We start from the raw sequence: 21,819 nt of genomic DNA on the forward strand, positions 1-21,819 counted from the left end.
CAACAATATCATTGTACAAAGGTATCGCAACATGACAAACCCATTACTAAAAACTACACCACTTCCTTTATTTTCACAAATCAAGCCTGAACATGTTTTACCTGCAATTCAAGAGGCTTTGAAAAATTGTCGTCATACGATTGAAACCGTATTAACTAAAAATAGTCAATACACTTGGGATAATTTAATCCAACCCATTGATGAAATGGACGAAAAATTTAGTCGAGCATGGTCTCCTATTAGCCATCTTAATTCTGTAAAAAATAGCCCTGAACTTAGAGAAGCCTATGAAGCTTGTTTGCCATTATTATCAGAATACAGCACATGGGTTGGACAGCATAAACCGCTTTATCAAGCCTATAAACAGATTAAAGAAAGTGAAGAGTATACCAAACTGACTAAAGCGCAAAAAAAAGTGATCGATAATGCATTACGTGACTTTGAGTTATCCGGAATCGGATTACCGGAAGATAAACAAAAGCGCTATGGTGAAATCGTTGCTAAACTTTCGGAACTCTCCTCTAAATATAGTAACAATGTTTTAGATGCGACCATGGGGTGGACAAAATTAATCACAAATTTAGATGACCTTAAAGGCATGCCAGAAAGTGCATTAGCAGCAGCTAAAGAGCAAGCCAAAGCCAAAGGTCAAGAAGGCTGGTTACTCACCCTTGATATCCCAAGTTATTTACCTATTATGACTTACTGTGATAATCGTGATCTGCGTTTTGAGCTTTATCAAGCTTATAATACAAGAGCATCAGACCAAGGACCCAACGCGGGTAAATGGGATAATACTGAAATAATAAAACAAATTTTATCATTGCGTGATGAGCTAGCACATTTATTAGGCTTTGAGACTTATGCCGATAAATCCTTGGCAACTAAAATGGCTGAATCTACACAGCAAGTCATCGAATTTTTAACTGATTTAGCAAGTAAGGCAAAACCGCAAGGCGAAAAAGAACTAGCCGATTTAAAACGTTATGCTTACGAATTTTTTGGCGCTAGTGATATTAAACCTTGGGACATAGCTTATTACAGTGAAAAACAAAAACAATATCTTTATACCATCAATGATGAAGAGTTGCGCCCTTATTTCCCAGAGCAAACTGTTATAAATGGTCTATTTGAAGTTGTTCATCGTGTATTTGGCATTACAGCAAAACAACGACAAGGCGTCGAAGTTTGGGATCCTGAAGTTAAATTTTATGACCTTTATAATACAGATGGTGAATTAAAAGGTAGCTTTTACCTTGACTTATATGCTCGTGAACATAAACGAGGAGGCGCATGGATGGATGATTGTATTGGTCGTATGCGTTTTGCTGATGGTCACGTGCAAAAACCAGTTGCTTATTTAACCTGCAATTTTAACCGCCCTATTGGCGATAAACCTGCACTATTTACACATAATGAAGTCACAACGCTATTTCATGAGTTTGGACATGGACTTCATCATATGCTGACTGAAATTGATGTCTCTTCTGTTGCAGGAATCAATGGTGTGCCATGGGATGCAGTTGAATTACCAAGCCAATTTTTAGAAAACTGGTGCTGGGAACCCGAAGCATTAGCGTTTATTTCTGGACATTATGAAACAGGTGAACCTTTACCTGCTGAAATGCTTGAAAAAATGTTAGATGCTAAAAATTATCAAGCAGCGCTATTTATTTTACGTCAGTTAGAGTTTGGACTGTTTGATTTTAAACTTCACATTCAAAAAGATCCTGATATTTTAGAAACATTAAAGCAAGTTCGAGAATTAGTCGCTGTGGTTCCAACTGTTGAATGGGGACGATTCCCTCACGCCTTTAGCCATATTTTTGCAGGGGGCTATGCCGCAGGTTATTACAGCTATCTCTGGGCTGAAGTATTATCTGCTGACGCCTTTTCTCGTTTTGAAGAAGAAGGCATTTTTAATACAAAAACGGGAAATGCTTTCCTCGACAATATTTTATCGCAAGGTGGAAGCGATGAACCTATGACACTGTTCAAAAACTTCCGAGGTCGCGAACCCCAACTAGAGGCTTTACTACGTCATTATGGTATCCACTAGTTCTCATTGCGCTCAGCTAAGCCAATTAGCTGAGCAGTGGTTATCCACACATGCAGATCTTCCTTTTGTCCTACTTAATCAAAATGATCAGCTAGCGCTACAAAAAACAGATGAGCCTAAATTAGGTGCCATCGCTGTTGATTTTACCTCTGGCGCCATGGCGCATCGCCGTCAATTTGGTGGAGGACGCGGTGAAGCGATAGCAAAAGCTGTTGGGGTAAAAGGTGATTACTTACCTACCGTCGTGGACGCAACGGCTGGGCTTGGACGTGATGCATTTGTATTAGCCGCTATAGGTTGTCATGTTACTATGTTTGAAAGACATCCTGTCGTTGCGGCTTTGTTAGACGATGGTCTACAACGTGCCTATCAAGATCCCAATATAGGTAGTTGGCTTCAGCAGCATTTACATCTTATCTATCATTCGAGTATTACTGGACTTGAGTCCTATCCAGAAAAACCAGATGTTGTCTACCTTGACCCGATGTTTCCACATCGTCAAAAAAGTGCGCTAGTCAAAAAAGAAATGCGTATTTTTCAACAATTGGTGGGGAGTGATAGTGATGCTGATAGTCTACTTGAACCGGCAAGGCGCTTAGCTAAAAAACGGGTTGTCGTAAAAAGACCAGATACTGCACCTTTTCTCGCCAATGAAAAACCAACCGCTGAAATTAAAACCAAAAATCACCGATTTGATATATATACCCCTGTCAGTGCACTATAGGAATGTTAATATTATGCGATTAGATAAATTTCTCGCTCATCATTTAGGCATTAGCCGTACAATTGTTAATAAAGAATTAAAAGCGAAAAAAGTTACCGTGGATGGTGAAATCATAAAATCAGGAGCTTATCAACTTAGTCCAGAACAACTTGTCGAATACGATGGTTATGAAATCATACCCATCACACAAAACCGCTACTTTATGTTGAATAAACCTCAAGGCTATGTCTGCTCGACGGATGATCCTGATCATCCAACAATTCTCTATTTTATTGATGAACCCATGTCTGAAAAACTTCATGCAGCAGGACGACTGGATCTAGATACGACTGGACTTGTGTTATTAACCGATGATGGTCAGTGGTCACATCGCATTACATCTCCTAAGCACCATTGCGAAAAAGTATATCAAGTGACTGTTGAACACCCATTAACCGATAATTTAATTGAAATATTTCACAATGGCATCCAGTTAAAAAGTGAAAAAACACTGACAAAACCGGCTAAACTGACAATTATCGATGAATTTCATGCGGAATTAATAATTAGTGAAGGACGTTATCATCAAGTTAAACGAATGTTTGCGGCGGTAAATAATCATGTTATTGCATTGCATCGCAAACAAATTGGCAATATTATTCTCGATGTTCCTGAAGGCGAATATCGTCCGCTTACGGAAGATGAGATTAAATCATTTTGTAAATAGCCAATATAAAGCCTTCATTAATAAGTGAATTTAATGATCAAGCTAATTTAATCGAGCCATTATTATCAAAAAATGAAAAGTTAATAATTAATGAAAGCCAACAATCCATGAAGGAATCGCTACGTGCAGCCCTATGACAAACCAATAGAGATCAACATCTCGAAAAAAGCACTTATTTTTATTCTTGGATTATTATCTATGTTAATGCCACTATCCATAGATATGTACTTACCAAGTATGCCAACCATCGCCGAAAATTTTCATGTTTCTGATGCAACAGTACAACTCACCATTAGTTGTTATTTATTGGGATTTTCATTTGGTCAACTCATTTTTGGTCCTTTAACTGATAGCTATGGGCGCCGTTATGTCTTAATTTTTGGGTTAATTATTTTCATATTAGCTTCTATAAGTTGTGGAATTGCGGCCAACATTCATCAATTGATTACGGCTCGATTTTTTCATGGTATAGCTGCTGCTGCAACAGCTATCGTTGTGAACGCATTAATGAAAGACATTTATCGTGATCGTGATGAGTTTTCTAAAATGATGTCTTTTGTTATGTTAATCTCAAATGTCGCTCCGCTACTTGCACCGATTATTGGCGGATTTGTATTATATTGGTTTAATTGGCAAGCCAATTTTTTTGCCCTTGGATTAATTGCATTGTTGTGTTTGGTATTCGTTTTTACGACTATTCCAGAAACATTAAGTCAATCTAAACGAGATAAATTTAGTTTAACGCGCATTCTCAGTAATTTCATAACGTTATTTCGGCATAGACAAGTATTGATGTATATGATGATCGGCGCATTTTCAGGGGCTGGATTATTCTCATTTCTTAGTTTAGGGCCATTTGTCTATATGAACTTGCATGGTGTCGAATCGATTCATTTTGGTTATTATTTTGCCCTCAATATTACCGTAATGATTATAATGAATACGATTAATAGCCGTTTTGTTCGCCGTGTCGGTTCAATCAAAATGATGCAATTTGGGCTTTTAATTCAATTTATCATGGCTATCGCACTTACAGTGGTAACTATAACCAATTTAGGGTTTATCTATTTAGTTATCTGTATAGCGGGTTATATTGGTTGTATATCAACCATTGGCGGAAATAGCATGGCGGTGGTGTTAGATTTTTATTCTCATATCGCAGGCACGGCATCTTCGCTGGCAGGCACGCTTCGATTTGCGGTAGCGGGGGCTATTGGTGTAATACTTTCTACGTTAGTCGCTGCTCATCCCCAGACAACCGTTAATCATAACATGAGCGAATGGTTCATGGTTGGTTCAATGGTAATCTGTAACTTTATTGCGGTCAGTTTATTTTTGCGTATAAAATCTTTCAGAAGGAATGAACAATGATCTATCAATTGGGTGATTTAAAACCACAAATTCATCAACGCTGTTTTATAGCTAATTCGGCGGATATCATTGGTAATGTAGTTTTAGAAGAAGGTGTTTCAATTTGGTTTAATGCCGTTTTACGAGGTGATATCGCACCCATTCTCATTGGCAAAAATAGCAATATACAAGATAATTCAACGATACATATTGAAACGAATATTCCGTGTATCGTAGGTGAAAATGTCACCGTAGGCCATAATGTTATTCTTCATAGCTGTACCATTGACAATAACGTTCTAATTGGTATGGGCAGTACCATTCTAAATGGGGCTAAAATTGCCAAAAACTGTTTAGTCGGTGCCAATTCCCTTGTTACGCATAGCTTACCCTATGAAGAAGGTTGCTTAATTCTTGGCTCCCCAGCTAAAATCGTACGTAAATTAACGCAAGCAGAAATCGCAGCCAATATTGAAAATGCACAACATTATGTTCAAAATGGCGAAAGATTCAATAAAACGCTCAATCTTGTCGATTAATCGTAGCCCAATAAATTGTGATTTAAACATATTCACTCTGTGAGAGATTGCAATTTATGGTAAAATACCAACCATTTACTGCGATATTTTTAAGGTACATGTTTGAAAAAGCAAAAAATCACAGGAAAACAGATAATAATTGAACTTATTCTATTAGCGTTAATAGGATTATCCGTTTGCTTGTTTTTATCACTATCGACTTATAACTCATCGGATCCGGGTTGGTCACGTACGGCTTGGCATTATCCTGTCAGTAATTTTGGCGGTTTAATTGGTGCCTATGCTTCCGATATTTTGTTCCAATTTCTAGGCTATATTGCATTTAGTTTACCTGTCATTATTGCATTAATTTGTGTACAGTTAGTTGGTTATTTTTATCGACATGCTAACGAACCGATTAATTATTTCAGTGTCTCTTTTCGGATAATTGGTATTTTAGCCTTTGTTTTTAGTAGTACGGGTTTTTTTGCATTAAATATTAGTGATCCAAGCGAATTTGAAGCTGGTGGTTATCTTGGTTCAATCGTCATAGAAAATCTTTTACCTATGATGAATAACTTTGTTCTTTCTTTGATTCTTCTTGCTGTTTGTTTTGCTTGTGTAACTTTATTAACGGGGCTATCTTGGCTTTACATAATTGAAAAACTTGGTGCTTTTGTTATGGTTTTGCTTACACCAGTAAAATGGTTATTGCTATCCCGTCGTGTCAATCACGTTAATCAAATCGATACTGAACCCAAAAATCAAAAATTATCTCAAGACCAAGAACCTCAAATAACACTGTCAATCAATTCAAATAGTAGTCAATTAGATACTATGGATGATTTTCAAACAAATATAGGCAGTAAAAATAGTGAGCCGTCATTAGAAACAAGCATTAATAAAAAATCTGATAATTCAACAACCTCTTTAGCGGCTAACGATAATGAACAACTCATCAAAACAGCAGCAGAGCTACTACAAACATTAGAAACATCAAAACAAACGCAATCATCTAAAAAAACATCGAGCAAAAAGAATAGCACTGAACTTAATCAAAGTGATATCTTAGCTCGTATGGAATTGATTTTGAAAAACATCAATGAACAACAAAATCAAGACCAGATAATTCAAACTGACGGTCAAGACTTTCAAGCTAAAAAGCTTGAAATAACAGAGCCTTTTGAAGAAGATAAATACACGATCACCGATGCACCGATCAAACCGTTATTTACCTTAACGCATAATGCGCACGAAGCTAATCCTGATAGTCCAATCGTTGCAACACAAGATGAACTAACGAGAGAAATATCATATTTCAAAGAAATAAATACACCTTATAACACAAAAGTTGAAACTCAGCATAATTTTGAGGTTGAAAACCAAGTAACACAACCACCTGAAGATGTCGATATAGACATTCTTAAACAAGAAAACCCAATTATAGATGACATTTATCCAGAAGAGGTAAGGCTAGAGGAGACTCAAGTACACACTTTAACATTGCGTGATAGTGACAGCGAAGAGGAAGAAAATGATGATGGAGAAAGTTTGATTCACCCATTATTAAGACGTGATGATAAACCACTACCAAAACCAACTACACCGCTACCGTCATTAAACTTACTTACTGCACCACCAACAGCACGCATTGAAGTGGATCATGCAGCCTTAAATGCGATGTCAGAATTGATCGAAAAAAGCCTTTCTGACTATCGAGTCAAAGCGAAAGTTGTCGATTATATGCCGGGTCCGGTTATTACTCGTTTTGAAATTGAACTTGCACCGGGTATCAAAGCTGCTCGTATTTCTACGCTAGATCGGGATTTGGCACGTTCGCTTTCAATGCCATCTGTACGTGTGGTAGAAGTCATTCCAGGCAAACCTTATGTTGGCATAGAGTTACCGAATAAAAATCGACAAACAGTCTACTTTAGAGAAGTTTTAGACAGCCCACAATTTAGAAATGCTCAATCGCCACTTACGGTTGTGTTAGGTAAAGATATCTCAGGGCAATCTGTGGTTGCCGATTTAGCCAAAATGCCACATTTATTGGTTGCTGGTACCACAGGGTCAGGTAAATCCGTTGGTGTCAATGCTATGATTTTAAGCATCTTATATAAATCATCGCCAGAAGATGTTCGCTTTATTATGATTGACCCAAAAATGCTTGAGCTGTCAATTTATGAAGGGATCCCGCATCTATTAACACAAGTCGTCACCGATATGAAAGACGCCGCTAACGCCCTTAATTGGTGTGTTAATGAGATGGAAAAGCGTTACCGACTTATGTCAGTTTTAGGTGTACGCAATATTGCCGGTTATAATGAAAAAATTAAACAAGCTGAAGAAATGGGTAGACCGATTCCCGATCCACTTTGGAAACCAACCGACAGTATGGATCTCAATATGCCGACATTGGAAAAATTACCTTATATTGTTGTCATGGTTGATGAATTTGCCGATCTTATCATGGCAGTAGGTAAAAAAGTCGAAGAATTAATTGCAAGGCTTGCTCAAAAAGCACGGGCTGCGGGTATTCACCTTGTATTAGCCACGCAGCGTCCATCCGTAGATGTAATTACAGGTTTAATCAAAGCCAACATCCCTACGCGTATTGCTTTTACAGTTTCGAGTAAAATAGACTCACGCACTATTTTGGATCAAATGGGGGCAGAATCGTTACTTGGTATGGGAGATATGCTATATCTTGCGCCTAATAGTTCAATTCCGATACGTGTTCATGGTGCATTTGTCCGTGATGAAGAAGTCCATGCGGTCGTTCAAGATTGGAAAGCGCGTGGTACGCCAAAATACATTGAAAATGTCACCGTAGCCACCGATGACGGCGAAAGCGGTAGTTCAGATAGTCTTGACGAAGAACTGGATCCCCTATTCGATCAGGTTGTAGAATTTGTTGTTGAAACTCGCCGAGCCTCAATTTCAAGCGTTCAGCGAAAATTTAGAATTGGTTACAACCGAGCAGCAAGAATTGTGGAGCAAATGGAAGTCGAAGGCATTATCAGTGCGCCAAGCCACAATGGAAATCGTGAAGTACTTGCTACATCATCGCATAATGATTACTAGTTCTTTAATTACCAATCTATTTTTAAATAGATTGGTAATGTACCGGTTTAATTCATTCAGTTACCTTTTCTAACAATTTCAAAAAGACAAGCAAGTTTGACATTTCATATAGGTATTAATCAATAATGAACGATTATTCAAAGCAAGTGGCATTCATAGAATCAAAACTGATTAAAGATCAGCAATCTTTACCAGTACAATTTGCCATTAAAGCTTTAATCAGAGAGATATGCTTATCACCCAAACCCGGGCTGGTTGATATGAATAATAACGGTGCTCACCGTGATATGAATTTTCAAACTTTTATTGCCAGTATTGAGGCAATATCGTGTTGGTTTGAACCCTTCTATCAGTATGGAATGGATTCAGCTAATAAAGATCCTCATCTTTTTTTAACTGATATAAGACCTATTGGGATACAGTGTGAACAAGCGATGTACCATGCTACACATCAAATTAATACTCATAAAGGTGGGATTTTTGCTTTTGGTTTGCTACTTGGCGCTATCGGTAGATTAACGAAACAACAACGACAAATCAATATTCAAAGTATCAGCCACGAAGTGTCGACAATTTGCCAAGGCATTGTTGATCATGAGCTTAAACAAAATCATCAAATAAAATCCGTGGGTGAAAAGCTATTTAAACTACACAACCTATCTGGCGCACGAGGAGAAGCAGAATCAGGTTATGCTACAGCAATAAATATCTCGCTCCCTATTTACAAACAGATGCAACATAATGGTTATAATGAAGAAGATTCCTTATTACAAGCATTGCTATACTTGCTTGCCTATAATCAGGATACCAATTTGGTATCAAGAGGTGGTCTTGAGGGTTTAAACTTTGTCAAACAACAGGCTAAGCAGATTATTTTGCAAGGTGGCATTACACACCCAGATGGCATTCAGCTATTAACTCAACTTGATGATAAGTTGATTGAACGCAATTTAAGCCCTGGTGGTTCTGCTGATCTTATTGCAATAACCTGGTTTTTATCTCATTACTAGCAAAAAATGATATTGATCAAAAAAAATTTAAAATAATATTGATTATCATTACTAATAATATATTATTTCACCCCCCAAAGTATTAAATTAACTTAAAAAAACAATGAAATTGAAATCAATATCTTTATTAGTAATCAGTGCTTTTAGCGCCAATTGTGTACAAGCTTACAATCATGATGTGACTACAGACATCATTTTACCTTTCAACCAAATCGATGAACGTTATTTTTTAACAAATAGCAGCACTACACCAGTGAATATTATTGCAGAAAATGGTTTAACGATTAAAGATGATGCATCTTTCCATTTGGGTTTTAGTGGCAAAACAGCTACCGAATCCGCCTCAAATGCACAAGGTGACATTAACATGTTCATCAAAGGCAATTTTCAAATCTATAATGACACGTGGATTGGTAAATTTGATACCAAATTCTTTACCCAATATTTAGGATTACACAGTGATTTTCCTTTTGATCCTATAGAGCACGATATTAACGTTCATGTTTCGGGTGATATTAATGTTGAGTTAGGTGCAGATAAACAACGAGGTGGTTTGATGATTTTAGCCGGTAACGTAATGCGCGCCGGCCCAAATTCTACAGGAAAAACAACGGTTATTGTTGACGGTGATACGAATATTCGTAGTGGCGATAATCATCTAGCTGGCACTGCCTCTGCCCCTGCAAGACTGACCACCCGTACCTTTAATTTAACGGGCGGAGACATTGAAATCATTGGTGCAAAAACAGTATTAGAAACGACAAACAAGGATTCTAATCGTTCTTCTGTTTTAATAGGTAAAACAGGCAAAATGATTGTCATGCGAGAGGGAACGGTTGATGTCAGTCGTGGTGGTAATTTCGATGTTGTAGATCAAGGAATCTTGAGTGCAAGCCGAGGTAATGGTTTTATAAAACTCGCACCAAATGGACAAGTAAATGTTGGTAAAAATGCGACAATCGAATCCTCTAAGGGTTCACTGTCAATTAGCGATCAAACCAATAAAACATCTCAACTCAATATTGATGGTATCGTTAGCTTTGGTATTTCTGATACCAAACAGGTCAATGTAATACGCGGTGATAACATCAATCTTTCATCTAATGCCAAATTTTCAGTAACAGATGATTTTATCAAAAATGGATTGAAATATACGACAACCGATGTAAATGCGACAGTTTTAGCCGCAAATAATAAATTAACTATACACTCTATTCAAGACGGTCAACTAAAACCACTTGTTCAAAATATTTATGGGGACTTGAACTTTAAGCAATCGGGAAATGAACTTGTATTTGTCAATGCGAGCAATGTCACCAATTTCGATGATGTAAAAAATGCACAAAATGCAGCTAAACGCCAAATCTCACGTTATTATCAACAATCAGGTATTTCTTCAAAAAATGTCGCAAAACGATTGACTGATAATTTGGTAAAAGTCGCTTATGAATCAATGTATAACACAAATAATAATGAAATGATAAGTAAAACTAATACCAAAGCTGGGGAATTAAATTGGCAAATACTCAGCAATATGGCACGTGGTAATTTAGCCATTGAATCAAAAGGAACGACACTATTTTTTAATCAAAATATCGCTGGGCTTTATAATAACAATCATGGTTTACACTTAACTGAAATCGCAATGAATTCACTGAATGATACCAAAGCCATTTTAGATAAACGAGCTCACCAATTTCATCTAAATCAAGGTGAAGAAAATAATTTATGGGTTAACCTGACTCACCATTATGAAAATACCGATAATAATCAGGGCATTTCTGGATATAAATACACCTCTAATGGCTTTATGCTCGGGTTTGATAAAGAAGTTATCGATAATTTTTTAGTGGGTAGTGCCATTGGTTATTCCACTGGAAAATATAAGGATAAAGCGGCTTCATCAAATGATTCTGATATCCATCAATATCAAATTCAGTTATACAGCAGTTATAAATTTCCTAATAATATGCTTGGGTCTACGTTCGCAGGCTATTCTTTCGGAAAAAATGATTTAAAAACTCACGATAGTTTTAATACTATCAAGGAAAAATTCAATAACAAAACATGGAATTTTGGTGGTGCTATTGGCTATCATTGGCAAAATACCGAAGAATTTGCAATGATTCCAAGTATTGGCTTAACTTATATTTATACCGAAAACAGTGCTCACAATGTTAGCTATGATAAGATCAACTTAGTCAAATATGGTCAAGCGACAAATTCTGCTCTATTGATGCCGCTTGATTTGACCACAACATATTCTTTCTTCAAAAATAAGGATAGTCAATTAACTTTAACGGGTCAAACCGGCTATACTTTTAATTTTAGTCGCAATAAATTTGATAGTGATATTACCCTTAATGGCATTAATGGATTATCTAAAATGCATAACTATTCATCAAATAGAACGAAAAATCAATATAATTTAGGGGCTGGAATCAATTATCAATATCAGTTGATAAATTTAAATCTTGATTATCAATACTTTGGTCAAAGTAAAAAGAATAGTCATTATTTTACAGCAAGTGCTAAGATAGATTTCTAAAATTTCAAACTTGATTGTATTAAAGTTCGCAATATAAAACTATGGTGGTAAAATGTATCACCTTAGTTTTATATTAAATAATATCTTTCAATCGTTCTTGATATTCAGTATCATTCGTAAACTGCCTTTTAATGATAAAAACGTACATTTATCACTGATGTCTTTAATAAAAATTAGCTATTTACTTATTTACTCTTCTGATTTTAGCACTTAACACTATTATCAAACATAAGGAATGCGTTATGACAATCTTTGAAGAAAAAGCATTAGCATTAAGTACAAAACTGCAGTGTAAATTTCATCATGCTTTAGATAATCAGCCTCAATATACCACTTTAGCCACGGATAAGGTTTTATTTAAGATCCAATACTGATGATAACCTTGCTTCTGAATCTATTTTACCGAATGCATTTGAATCCAAGTTTGCTAACGTATTGATGAATAAGTCAACAATACAACCCATAGCCAAAAAATCATTAATTAAATCGATAGAGTATGAAATCTGTAAATAGCGTATTTAATTAATAACTTTTATCTCATCTGCATTCATATTCTTGAACCATCAACTTTATTGCTGAAGAATAAAATATGAAATCTATGATTAATCAATTAACGCTTAAAACTAAGCTTATCAGTTTGATTTGCGCTGTATTTATATTTTCAGTTGTTGTTCAATATATTTATATTATCTATGTGATAAACAAAGAGTATTTTTATCTGTCTTCTCAACGATTTAAAGATATTGCCGAATTAGTATCAACTAATCATAATCTCATTGATCAAGTCAGTAATCCCACGTCAGACAATTTACAAGCAATCCAACATTATACCGAACAAGTTCGCCAACTTTCTTTAGTCGATTTTATTGTCATTTTTAATATGCAAGGTGTACGGTATTCGCATCCCGATATAAATAATATAAGAGAACCTAGAGTAGGTGGCAATGAACAAAAAACGTTACAAGAAGCGCCCCATCAATCCTCATCAACAAGAACATTTGACGATTCAATTAGCGCAATGAGTCCGATATTCAATGATAAACGTCAACAAATTGGTATGGTTTTAGTTGGACAAACACGACAAAAAATTAATTATCTGGCTTCAAAGTCAAGCCAACCAATCGGGTTATCATTATTTGTATCCTTTACGTTAGCTGTTATTTTAGCTTGTTTGTTATCGCGTCATATTTCGAAACGATTGTATGGATTTAAACCTACCCAAATGGCTCAACTTTTTGAAGAACATAATGCCATTATTAGAACCGTCAAAGAAGGCATAGTGGTGATTAACCGAAATGGATTAATTTCACAAATTAATGATGAAGCCATTAGAATATTACATATGGATAAGAGTAAGGAAAACATTATTGGCAAATCTATTAGCACCCTGATTCCTAATACACGTTTAAATGAAGTTATGAACAAGGGGATTGCTGAATATGATTGTGAGCAAAATATTGATGGTGTGGTAATTTTGATTAATCGTATTCCATTATATGTAAAAAATAAATTAGTCGGAGCCATTGCTTCTTTTCGTGATATAACAGCAATACGCCAGTTAGCAGAGAAATTAAAAGGCATTAATCGTGATGCCGACACATTACGTTCTCAATCACATGAATTTAGTAATAAATTGCATGTAATTTATGGGCTAGCATATCAAAACAATAAAAAGGAATTAGTCAATTATCTAGAAGGTATTATTGGCAATAAACAACCAGAATTAGATGAGATTAGTCAGTACATTAAAGACCCCATTATTGCTGGCTTTCTCAATAGTAAATTGAGTCGAATAAAAGAATTAGGGGTATCGTTAACTTTTAACATTAATGGAATGCTCGCCCCTATTTCTAATCACTTAGTCATTCATAGTTTAATCACTATTCTTGGCAATCTAATCGATAATAGTTTAGATGCCGTTCATAGTTTAGCTGATAAAAAAATAGAGATAAATTTTACTGTCCAAAACGGCTATTTTTACATCGAAATCATTGATAACGGGATAGGTATTTCTGAAAAAGAGGTACAGCATATCTTCCAAAAAGGCTATTCAACCAAAGGAGATAATCGTGGTATGGGATTATATTTGGTTTTATCTTGTGTTAATGAACTTGGCGGTAATATTCAGTTATTCAATCTTGGTAAGAAAAAAGGAACATGCTTTAAAATATCACTGTCATTAGCAGTCCTTTATCGAGAAGTATCATAATTGTAATGACCTGATAATTTATAAATATGTCTCATGAAAATGAAATTAAATAACATATAAGTTACCTAATTGTAGTTAACCGCAATTAGGCTTTAACATTTATTATTTATCTAACGTGATTTCATCCAACGATAAACTAAAACTTGGCACAAATATTTCTAAAAAATAATTCATTTCAGGACTTCCACGTTCAGACAATGTCTTTTTCAAACGCTGCTCAGCCAATCTAAACTCATTATTACCGGCACTAAGCTCTTCAATCGTCTTAAGATAAGCACATAACGCATCAGCCTGTTTGACAATGTTTTTTTCTGTTTCATCATAAAAGTCATCATCGATGAGCGTTCTAAAATCATCTTGTAACTCTTGCGGTAACATATTAATTAGCTTGTTTTGTGCAATTTTTTCAATCTTTTTGTATTCTGTTGTAATTTGAGGATTATAGTATTTTGTCGGTGTAGGAAGGTCTCCAGTAATCACTTCAGATGCATCATGATACATAGCTAATAAAGCGATTCTTTCAGGATTAACTTTTCCATCAAAATGTTTGTTTTTGATGATTGCTAACGCATGTGCAACAAAAGCAACTTGAAGACTATGCTCAGATACATTTTCTGTTCTGACATTGCGCATTAACGGCCAACGATTAATTAATTTTAATCGTGAAAGATGAGCAAAAAAATGGCTTTTATTCATATCATCATCTCATGAGTTATAAAAACAAAAACGCTCCCATTAAAAAATGGAAGCGTTTAAATTCATTTTTAAAACAAATTGTTAAGCTAAAACAAGCTGTTTTGTACCCAATGCGAGCGGAACAGTTTGATCATCAGCAAATGTAACATATTCCCATGCACTTTGTTTAGCTAACAACGCTTGTAATAATTGATTATTTAATGCGTGTCCTGATTTGTAACAAATCACTTCACCTATCATGTTGTGACCACTCATATACAGATCGCCGATAGTATCTAGCATTTTATGGCGAACAAACTCATCCTCAAATCGTAAACCATCTTCATTGAGAACTTTATAATCATCCACCACAATGGCACAATCTAAACTACCACCTAAGCACAAACCTTTAGATTGTAATGCTTCGATATCTCGCATAAAACCAAACGTTCTTGCACGGCTAATCTGACGAATGAAAGATTCAGATGAAAAATCCAACTGATAACGTTGAGAACTATTATCAATTGCTGGGTGATGGAAATCGATTGTAAAATCCAATCTGAATCCACTATATGGTCTCACTTCAGCCCATTTATCCCCATTTTCAACACGTACCGTCTCTTTGATGCGTAAAAACTTTTTAAGCGCATTTTGTTCAACAATGCCAGCATCAAGCAGCAAATAGACAAACGGGCTTGCGCTACCATCCATAATAGGAATTTCTGGTGCATTAACCTCAATAATAATATTATCAATACCCAGTCCTGCTAATGCTGAATTGATGTGCTCAACCGTCGAAATACGCACATTATCTTCATTAACCAGACAGGTACAAAGCATTGTATCGCGAACCGATTTAGCATCCACAGGAAAATCAACATAAGGATTCAAATCAGTTCGACGATATATAACACCCGTATTTTCAGGAGCAGGACGCAACGTCAAAGTAACTTTTTTGCCAGTATGTAAACCGACACCAGTTGCTTGAATTGTCTTTTTTAATGTTCTTTGTTTCATTAGCACCTACTGTTTTTTTATTTGTTTCTATTGAACTATGACAATAAAAAATCAATTAAGTTCACTTTTAATTCGCTTGTTTACGAATAAAAGCAGGAATATCTAAAATCTTATTTTCTTCAAGCGGAGAAATTGCTTGTTCATTCACTACTTTAGCTAATTTCTCTTCTTGTTGACCCAAATTGTTATTTTGGCTAAACAATGAGTTTTGTTGAATTGGTTTGGTTATTTTCGCTTCAGGACGTTTATCCATACCAATACCCGTTGCAACCACAGTAACACGAATTTCATCTGACATATCTGGATCGAAAGTTGTACCAACAACTACTGTTGCATTATCAGAAGCAAAAGCTCTTACCGTGCTACCCACTGTTTCAAACTCTTCCAAACCAAGATCTAAACCAGCGGTTACATTAACTAATACACCACGCGCACCAGATAAGTCGATGTCTTCAAGTAGTGGACTTGAAATAGCCATTTCAGCCGCCTCTTCAGCTCGATTATCGCCACTTGCACGTCCAGAACCCATCATAGCATATCCCATCTCTGACATCACTGTTCTAACGTCAGCAAAGTCAACATTGATATGTCCTGGTTTGGTGATTAATTCTGCGATACCTTGCACAGCACCTTTTAATACGCCATTTGCTGCGGCAAATGCATCTAATAGTTTAACACCACGACCTAAAACTTTTAACAATTTATCATTTGGTATAGTAATAAGTGAATCGACGTGTTTTGCTAACTCAGCGATGCCTTGTTCAGCAAAAGCCATACGCTTTTTACCTTCAAATCCAAATGGTTTAGTCACAACAGCAACCGTCAAAATACCCAATTCTTTAGCAATTTCGGCAACAACTGGAGCAGCGCCCGTACCTGTGCCACCACCCATACCAGCGGCAATAAACACCATATCAGCACCTTCAATTGCACTGCGGATGACCTCACGATCTTCCTCGGCAGAGTTTCTACCCACTTCCGGATTAGCACCTGCACCAAGACCTTTAGTCACATTCGTGCCGATTTGGATAGTTTGACCTACCTTAATTCTTTTCAATGCTTGCGCATCAGTATTTGCCGCAAAAAATTCAACACCTTCAATATGCTCAGCAATCATATGTTCGACAGCATTACCACCGCCACCACCGACACCAATAACTTTAATGACTGCTGCTGGTTCATCATCTGCAACCATAGGCTCAAACATAACTTATCTCCAAATATACGATCTAAGGACATTGTACATATAACCGCCAACAATGTCCACGAAGTTCTTGAAATATATTAGCTAAAATTCTTTTTTAAACCAACCGGTCAATCGTTTAGCTATCCCTTTTAATGATGACTTATGATTATCTTTGCCATCATCACTTAATAAACTTTGTTTCCCGTAATGTAATAATCCTACTGTCGTTGAACAATAAGGCTTTTGTACATAATCAGTTAATCCTGAAATATTTAACGGCTGTCCTACACGAACTTGATTTTGAAAAACTTTTTCAGCACACTCCACCATTCCTTTTATTTGTGCTGCACCACCAGTTAATACTATACCTGCAGCTAATTGATATTTTACATTTTGTTTTTTCAATTCATCTTGTAATGATAATAATTCTTTTTGTACTAACGATAATAATTCTGAATAGCGAGGTTCAATGACATCAGCCAGTGTTTGACGTTGTAAAGAACGAGACGGTCGACCACCGACACTTGGCACATCAATAACTTCATCTTTACCGATTAATGAACCAACAGCACATCCATAACGAATTTTGATATTTTCTGCATCCATTGGAGGAGCACCAAATGCATAAGCGATATCACTCGTCACGACATTTCCTGCATAAGGGATGACAACTGAATGGCGTAATGCTCCGCCTGTGTAAACTGTCACATCCATCGTTCCACCACCGATATCAATGACACAAACCCCTAACTCTTTTTCATCATCAGTTAATACTGCATAGCTTGATGCTAACCCCGAAAAAATAAGCTGATCAACTTTCAATCCACAACGTTCAACTGCTTTTACTATATTCCTTGCCATATCATTATGACAAGTGACTAAATGCACTTTCGCTTTCATCCGAACGCCAGATAATCCTATTGGATTTTTAATTCCTTCTTGCAAGTCAATAGAATATTCTTGCGCAATTACATGTAATATTCTGTGTTCATCTAGTATTCTTACTGATTTGGCAGTATGAACAACATTCTCAACATCTTCGGCAGTCACTTCTTCATCGGCAATTGGCACCATGCCTATCTCATTTTGACAACGTATGTGTTTGCCAGAAAGACTTAAATAAACAGAGGAAATCTGGCAATCAGCCATCAATTCAGCTTGATCAATTGCACGTTGGATTGATTTAACTACAGACTCAAGATCGTTTACACCACCTTTATCAACCCCCTTTGATGGGCAATGTCCAACGCCGATGATATTGACAATACCATCGGGAAGAACTTCGCCAACAAGAGCGAGTACTTTTGATGTACCTACTTCTAGTCCAACCACCAATTTTTTTTCTGTTGCTTTCATATTTCAGCCTTAAATTATTCCCTACTGAGCCATTTTTCTCTTTGTACTGAAATGCCATTCTCATAACGTAAATCAGCGACCGTTATTCTTTCATCAGCTGGTATTCTTGATTGAATTTCAGGAAATAATTTGATAAATCGTTGATAACGTTGTTCGATATGTTCGTTACCTAACATCAATTTTATTTCATGATTTTCTTCACAAAAATCGGCTATACACTGTTTCACCATTAGCTGCCAAGCATTTCGCTCATCAGCTATCGCAGATTGAATATGCAAAGCTAATTGATTACTAGCTAATTTTTTTGAAAGATCATCTAATTTATAATACGTTTCTAATACTGGTTTTGCTTTACCTTCCGGACCATAAAGTCTGGGTAATTTTAACTCGCCAATACGATCTAGCGGCACACTAAATACATTTCCATTTTTATCTAGTAAAAATAAATCATTCCAATAAAAGACCGGTTTGTACTCTTCGACATAAACAATTAATTTATCTGGCCATTGCTTACGTACACTAACCTGCTTTACCCACGGAAATCTTAATATTTCTTGTTGTATATCATTTACATCTTGACCAATATAAGTATTAGGTAACCCTAATCCCAGAATCGCTTGTCTAAGGTCATCTTCGGTCGTATAAGTGTATTCGCCACTAAAATTTAATTGTGACAATACCATCTGCTCTGGATCATCCATCCAATTTTTAACACTTTGAATGACCCAAACGCTAATAACAATAATTGTTAGTAGAAACAAAAAGCCAATCAACTGCTCTTTGCTACTAAAAATAAGCAAGCGCCTAGTTTTTAGGTTTTCCCTTCTATGAGCGGCTTGCCGAATTTGTTTCATAAAATAAGGCCAGTTATATTGTTGCTGAATTCAAGATTCGACTAACAAGCTCTTTAAATGACCAGCCATATTGTTTTGCAGCCATGGGAACTAAACTATGATCTGTCATTCCTGGTGCGGTATTAACTTCTAACAAATAAGGGATTTGATTAGCATCAAACATAATATCAACTCGTCCCCAACCTCGGCAGCCAACCGCTTTATAAGCATCAAGTGCTAACTTACGGATCTCTTGCTCTTTTTCATCAGATAATCCACTTGGGCAAAAATACTGCGTAGAATCTGACAAATATTTTGCATCGTAATCATAAAACTTTGTCGCCGGTTTGATATGAATTGACGGTAAAACGTCTTCTCCAACAATAGCAACGGTAAATTCTGGGCCAGATAAAAATGATTCAACCATAACAGAATTATCATATTTAAAAGCATGTTCGAGAGCTGTCTTAAGCTCATTAGCGTGATTAACTCGCGTCATTCCTACACTTGAACCTTCATGACTTGGTTTTACAAATAAAGGAAGCCCAAGCTTTTGCACAATGGCATCAGTATCAATTGAGCAGCTCTTTTCTACCATAACATAATCAGCAACTGGTAAACCTAGCGCTTTCCAAACTAATTTAGTTTTTAACTTGTCCATAGTTAGTGCAGACGATAAAACATCACTACCGGTATAAGGAATATTTTGATAAGTCAAAATTGCTTGAACAATACCATCTTCACCACCACGACCATGAAGAATGACAAATGCTTTAGTAAAGCCATCTTCTTTTAAGTTGGTAATTGGTTGATCTTTAGTATCTATAAGATGGGCATCAACTCCACTAGCCAATAATCCTGCTAGTACAGCTTGACCTGATTTAAGCGATACTTCCCGCTCTGCAGATGTTCCACCATACAATACCGCAACTTTATCAATCATTATAGACCTTCTCCTGAAAAAATTTGAGCATCGGCTAACTGACGTGCAATACGACCTACACTACCCGCGCCTTGAGTTAATAACAGATCTCCACCTTTTAAAATTTCTTTCATCATTTCAGGTAAGAGATCTAAATCTGAAACATAAATCGGATCCACTTTGCCCCGATTACGAATTGAACGGCACAAAGAACGACTATCTGCTCCGGCAATCGGTTGCTCACCAGCAGAATAGACGTCTAACATTACAAGCGCATCAACCTGAGATAGCACTTGAGCAAAATCATCAAATAAATCACGAGTACGTGTATATCGATGAGGTTGGAATAGCATAACTAAACGACGATCCGGCCAACCATTTTTAGCCGCTTGTATCGTTGCATTAACTTCACTTGGATGATGACCATAGTCATCAACCATCATAATGTCTTTACCATTAGCATGCGGAAAAACGCCTAGTAAATCAAAACGCCGACTTGTACCAGCAAATTTTGCCAATGCATTAATGATCGATTGATCATCTATGCCATCTTCAGTCGCTGCAATAATTGCGGCCGCTGAATTTAAAGCATTATGTTTACCAGGTGCATTTAATTCGATTTCTAAATCATTACGATCTGGACGACACACAGTGTAGTAACTGACGCCTCGTTCTTGGCGATAATTTTTAATTACCACATCCGCTTCTTCACTAAAACCGTAAGTAATAATTTTACGTCCAACAATCGGTAATAATTCACGATTAATTGGATCGTCATAACACATCACCGCTAGACCATAAAAAGGTAAATTACGCAAAAAAGAGATGAATGTTTGTTTAAGATTTTCCACACTACCTTGATAGGTGTCCATATGATCTGGTTCAATATTGGTAACAATAGAAACCATAGGTTGTAAGTGTAAAAATGAAGCATCACTTTCATCTGCTTCAGCAATAAAATAACGGCTACTACCTAATTTAGCATGCGTGCCTGCCGCTTTAACTAAACCGCCATTAACGAACGTTGGATCAAGTTTCGCTTCGGCATAAATAGCGGTGACCATGGCGGTTGTCGTTGTTTTACCATGTGTACCCGCAATAGCGATACCATATCGGAAACGCATAAGCTCGGCTAACATTTCAGCCCGCTGAATAACAGGAATACGAGCTTCCCGCGCTGCTACAACTTCAATATTATCTTGTGAAATTGCGGAAGAGATTACGACAACGCTTGAATTAATCACATTTTCAGCTGCATGACCAATCACAATTTTCGCACCTAATTTTTTTAGATGCTCAGTAACAGCATTTTCTGCAATATCTGAGCCACTAATTTCGTAACCTTCATTAGCAAGAACTTCAGCAATTCCTCCCATACCTGCGCCACCAATACCCACAAAATGGATATGTTTGACACGTTTCATTTGAGGAATAATTGCTCTTAATTCTGCTAATTCCTTTGTATTCACAATCTAACTCCTAAATATTCTGTAGTTGAGTATTTTGTTTATTTTTTATTGAGCTTTTTTAATTTTGTAAAATTCTAATTATGCATTTAAAGCTATTATTATCTAAACATTGATCTAACCTGCAACATCTTGACACGATTATTACATAAA

17 protein-coding genes are annotated in these 21,819 nt (G+C 36.3%); 10 read left to right on the top strand and 7 right to left on the bottom strand.

Annotated elements, in window-relative coordinates; genetic code table 11:
* The first annotated feature begins 31 nt into the window (after window positions 1-31).
* The 10 genes from prlC to ACGH4F_RS02775 all read left to right on the top strand — a co-directional run bounded on the left by prlC (window position 32) and on the right by ACGH4F_RS02775 (window position 14,211).
* The gene (prlC, locus tag ACGH4F_RS02730) at window positions 32-2,059 is read left to right on the top strand and encodes an oligopeptidase A (protein WP_411589910.1); all 2,028 of its coding nucleotides are present in this window, start codon (window positions 32-34) and stop codon (window positions 2,057-2,059) included.
* Window positions 2,046-2,783 (top strand): class I SAM-dependent methyltransferase, encoded by a 738-nt coding sequence (locus ACGH4F_RS02735; RefSeq protein WP_411589911.1) that lies wholly within the window; start codon window positions 2,046-2,048, stop codon window positions 2,781-2,783. Before prlC ends, ACGH4F_RS02735 begins: the two co-directional genes overlap by 14 nt.
* A 13-nt stretch (window positions 2,784-2,796) precedes the next feature.
* On the top strand, window positions 2,797-3,489 hold the full coding sequence (gene rsuA, locus ACGH4F_RS02740; protein ID WP_411589912.1) for a 16S rRNA pseudouridine(516) synthase RsuA: 693 nt from the start codon (window positions 2,797-2,799) through the stop codon (window positions 3,487-3,489).
* 123 nt (window positions 3,490-3,612) lie between these two features.
* Window positions 3,613-4,860, top strand: coding sequence for a Bcr/CflA family multidrug efflux MFS transporter (locus ACGH4F_RS02745; protein WP_411589913.1), 1,248 nt, complete (start codon window positions 3,613-3,615; stop codon window positions 4,858-4,860).
* Window positions 4,857-5,378 carry a gamma carbonic anhydrase family protein gene (locus ACGH4F_RS02750; protein WP_411589914.1) on the top strand — a complete coding sequence of 174 codons (522 nt, stop codon included), beginning with the start codon at window positions 4,857-4,859 and terminating at the stop codon, window positions 5,376-5,378. Before ACGH4F_RS02745 ends, ACGH4F_RS02750 begins: the two co-directional genes overlap by 4 nt.
* A 102-nt stretch (window positions 5,379-5,480) precedes the next feature.
* Window positions 5,481-8,444, top strand: a complete 2,964-nt coding sequence (locus ACGH4F_RS02755) for a DNA translocase FtsK 4TM domain-containing protein (RefSeq protein ID WP_411589915.1) — start codon at window positions 5,481-5,483, stop codon at window positions 8,442-8,444.
* Between the two features lie 125 nt (window positions 8,445-8,569).
* Window positions 8,570-9,454: a triphosphoribosyl-dephospho-CoA synthase CitG gene (gene citG, locus ACGH4F_RS02760; RefSeq protein ID WP_411589916.1), complete on the top strand. Its 885-nt coding sequence runs from the start codon at window positions 8,570-8,572 to the stop codon at window positions 9,452-9,454.
* 103 nt (window positions 9,455-9,557) lie between these two features.
* The gene (locus ACGH4F_RS02765) at window positions 9,558-12,002 is read left to right on the top strand and encodes an autotransporter outer membrane beta-barrel domain-containing protein (protein ID WP_411589917.1); all 2,445 of its coding nucleotides are present in this window, start codon (window positions 9,558-9,560) and stop codon (window positions 12,000-12,002) included.
* Window positions 12,003-12,244: 242 nt separating this feature from the next.
* Entirely contained in the window at window positions 12,245-12,376 is a 132-nt protein-coding gene (locus ACGH4F_RS02770; RefSeq protein ID WP_411589918.1) for a hypothetical protein, read from the top strand.
* 215 nt (window positions 12,377-12,591) lie between these two features.
* Window positions 12,592-14,211 (top strand): ATP-binding protein, encoded by a 1,620-nt coding sequence (locus tag ACGH4F_RS02775; protein WP_411589919.1) that lies wholly within the window; start codon window positions 12,592-12,594, stop codon window positions 14,209-14,211.
* 102 nt (window positions 14,212-14,313) lie between these two features.
* Here the strand turns inward: ACGH4F_RS02775 and yfbR are convergent, their stop codons facing one another.
* The 7 genes from yfbR to murC form a co-directional block, all read right to left on the bottom strand.
* Window positions 14,314-14,907 (bottom strand): 5'-deoxynucleotidase, encoded by a 594-nt coding sequence (gene yfbR / locus ACGH4F_RS02780; RefSeq protein ID WP_267352336.1) that lies wholly within the window; start codon window positions 14,905-14,907, stop codon window positions 14,314-14,316.
* An 81-nt stretch (window positions 14,908-14,988) separates the two neighbouring features.
* Window positions 14,989-15,903 carry a UDP-3-O-acyl-N-acetylglucosamine deacetylase gene (gene lpxC, locus ACGH4F_RS02785; protein ID WP_267352337.1) on the bottom strand — a complete coding sequence of 305 codons (915 nt, stop codon included), beginning with the start codon at window positions 15,901-15,903 and terminating at the stop codon, window positions 14,989-14,991.
* A gap of 67 nt (window positions 15,904-15,970) precedes the next feature.
* Entirely contained in the window at window positions 15,971-17,110 is a 1,140-nt protein-coding gene (ftsZ, locus tag ACGH4F_RS02790; protein WP_065558885.1) for a cell division protein FtsZ, read from the bottom strand.
* 81 nt (window positions 17,111-17,191) lie between these two features.
* Entirely contained in the window at window positions 17,192-18,445 is a 1,254-nt protein-coding gene (gene ftsA / locus ACGH4F_RS02795; RefSeq protein ID WP_065558886.1) for a cell division protein FtsA, read from the bottom strand.
* Between the two features lie 14 nt (window positions 18,446-18,459).
* Window positions 18,460-19,299 carry an FtsQ-type POTRA domain-containing protein gene (locus ACGH4F_RS02800; protein ID WP_411589920.1) on the bottom strand — a complete coding sequence of 280 codons (840 nt, stop codon included), beginning with the start codon at window positions 19,297-19,299 and terminating at the stop codon, window positions 18,460-18,462.
* A gap of 13 nt (window positions 19,300-19,312) precedes the next feature.
* A complete protein-coding gene (locus ACGH4F_RS02805) occupies window positions 19,313-20,221 on the bottom strand; it encodes a D-alanine--D-alanine ligase (protein WP_267352338.1) in 909 nt (302 codons plus the stop codon).
* A complete protein-coding gene (murC, locus tag ACGH4F_RS02810; protein WP_411589921.1) occupies window positions 20,221-21,669 on the bottom strand; it encodes a UDP-N-acetylmuramate--L-alanine ligase in 1,449 nt (482 codons plus the stop codon). Before murC ends, ACGH4F_RS02805 begins: the two co-directional genes overlap by 1 nt.
* Window positions 21,670-21,819: the final 150 nt, after the last annotated feature.

Source organism: Gilliamella sp. CG35 (assembly GCF_046635745.1).
Classification (GTDB): domain Bacteria; phylum Pseudomonadota; class Gammaproteobacteria; order Enterobacterales; family Orbaceae; genus Gilliamella; species Gilliamella apicola_I.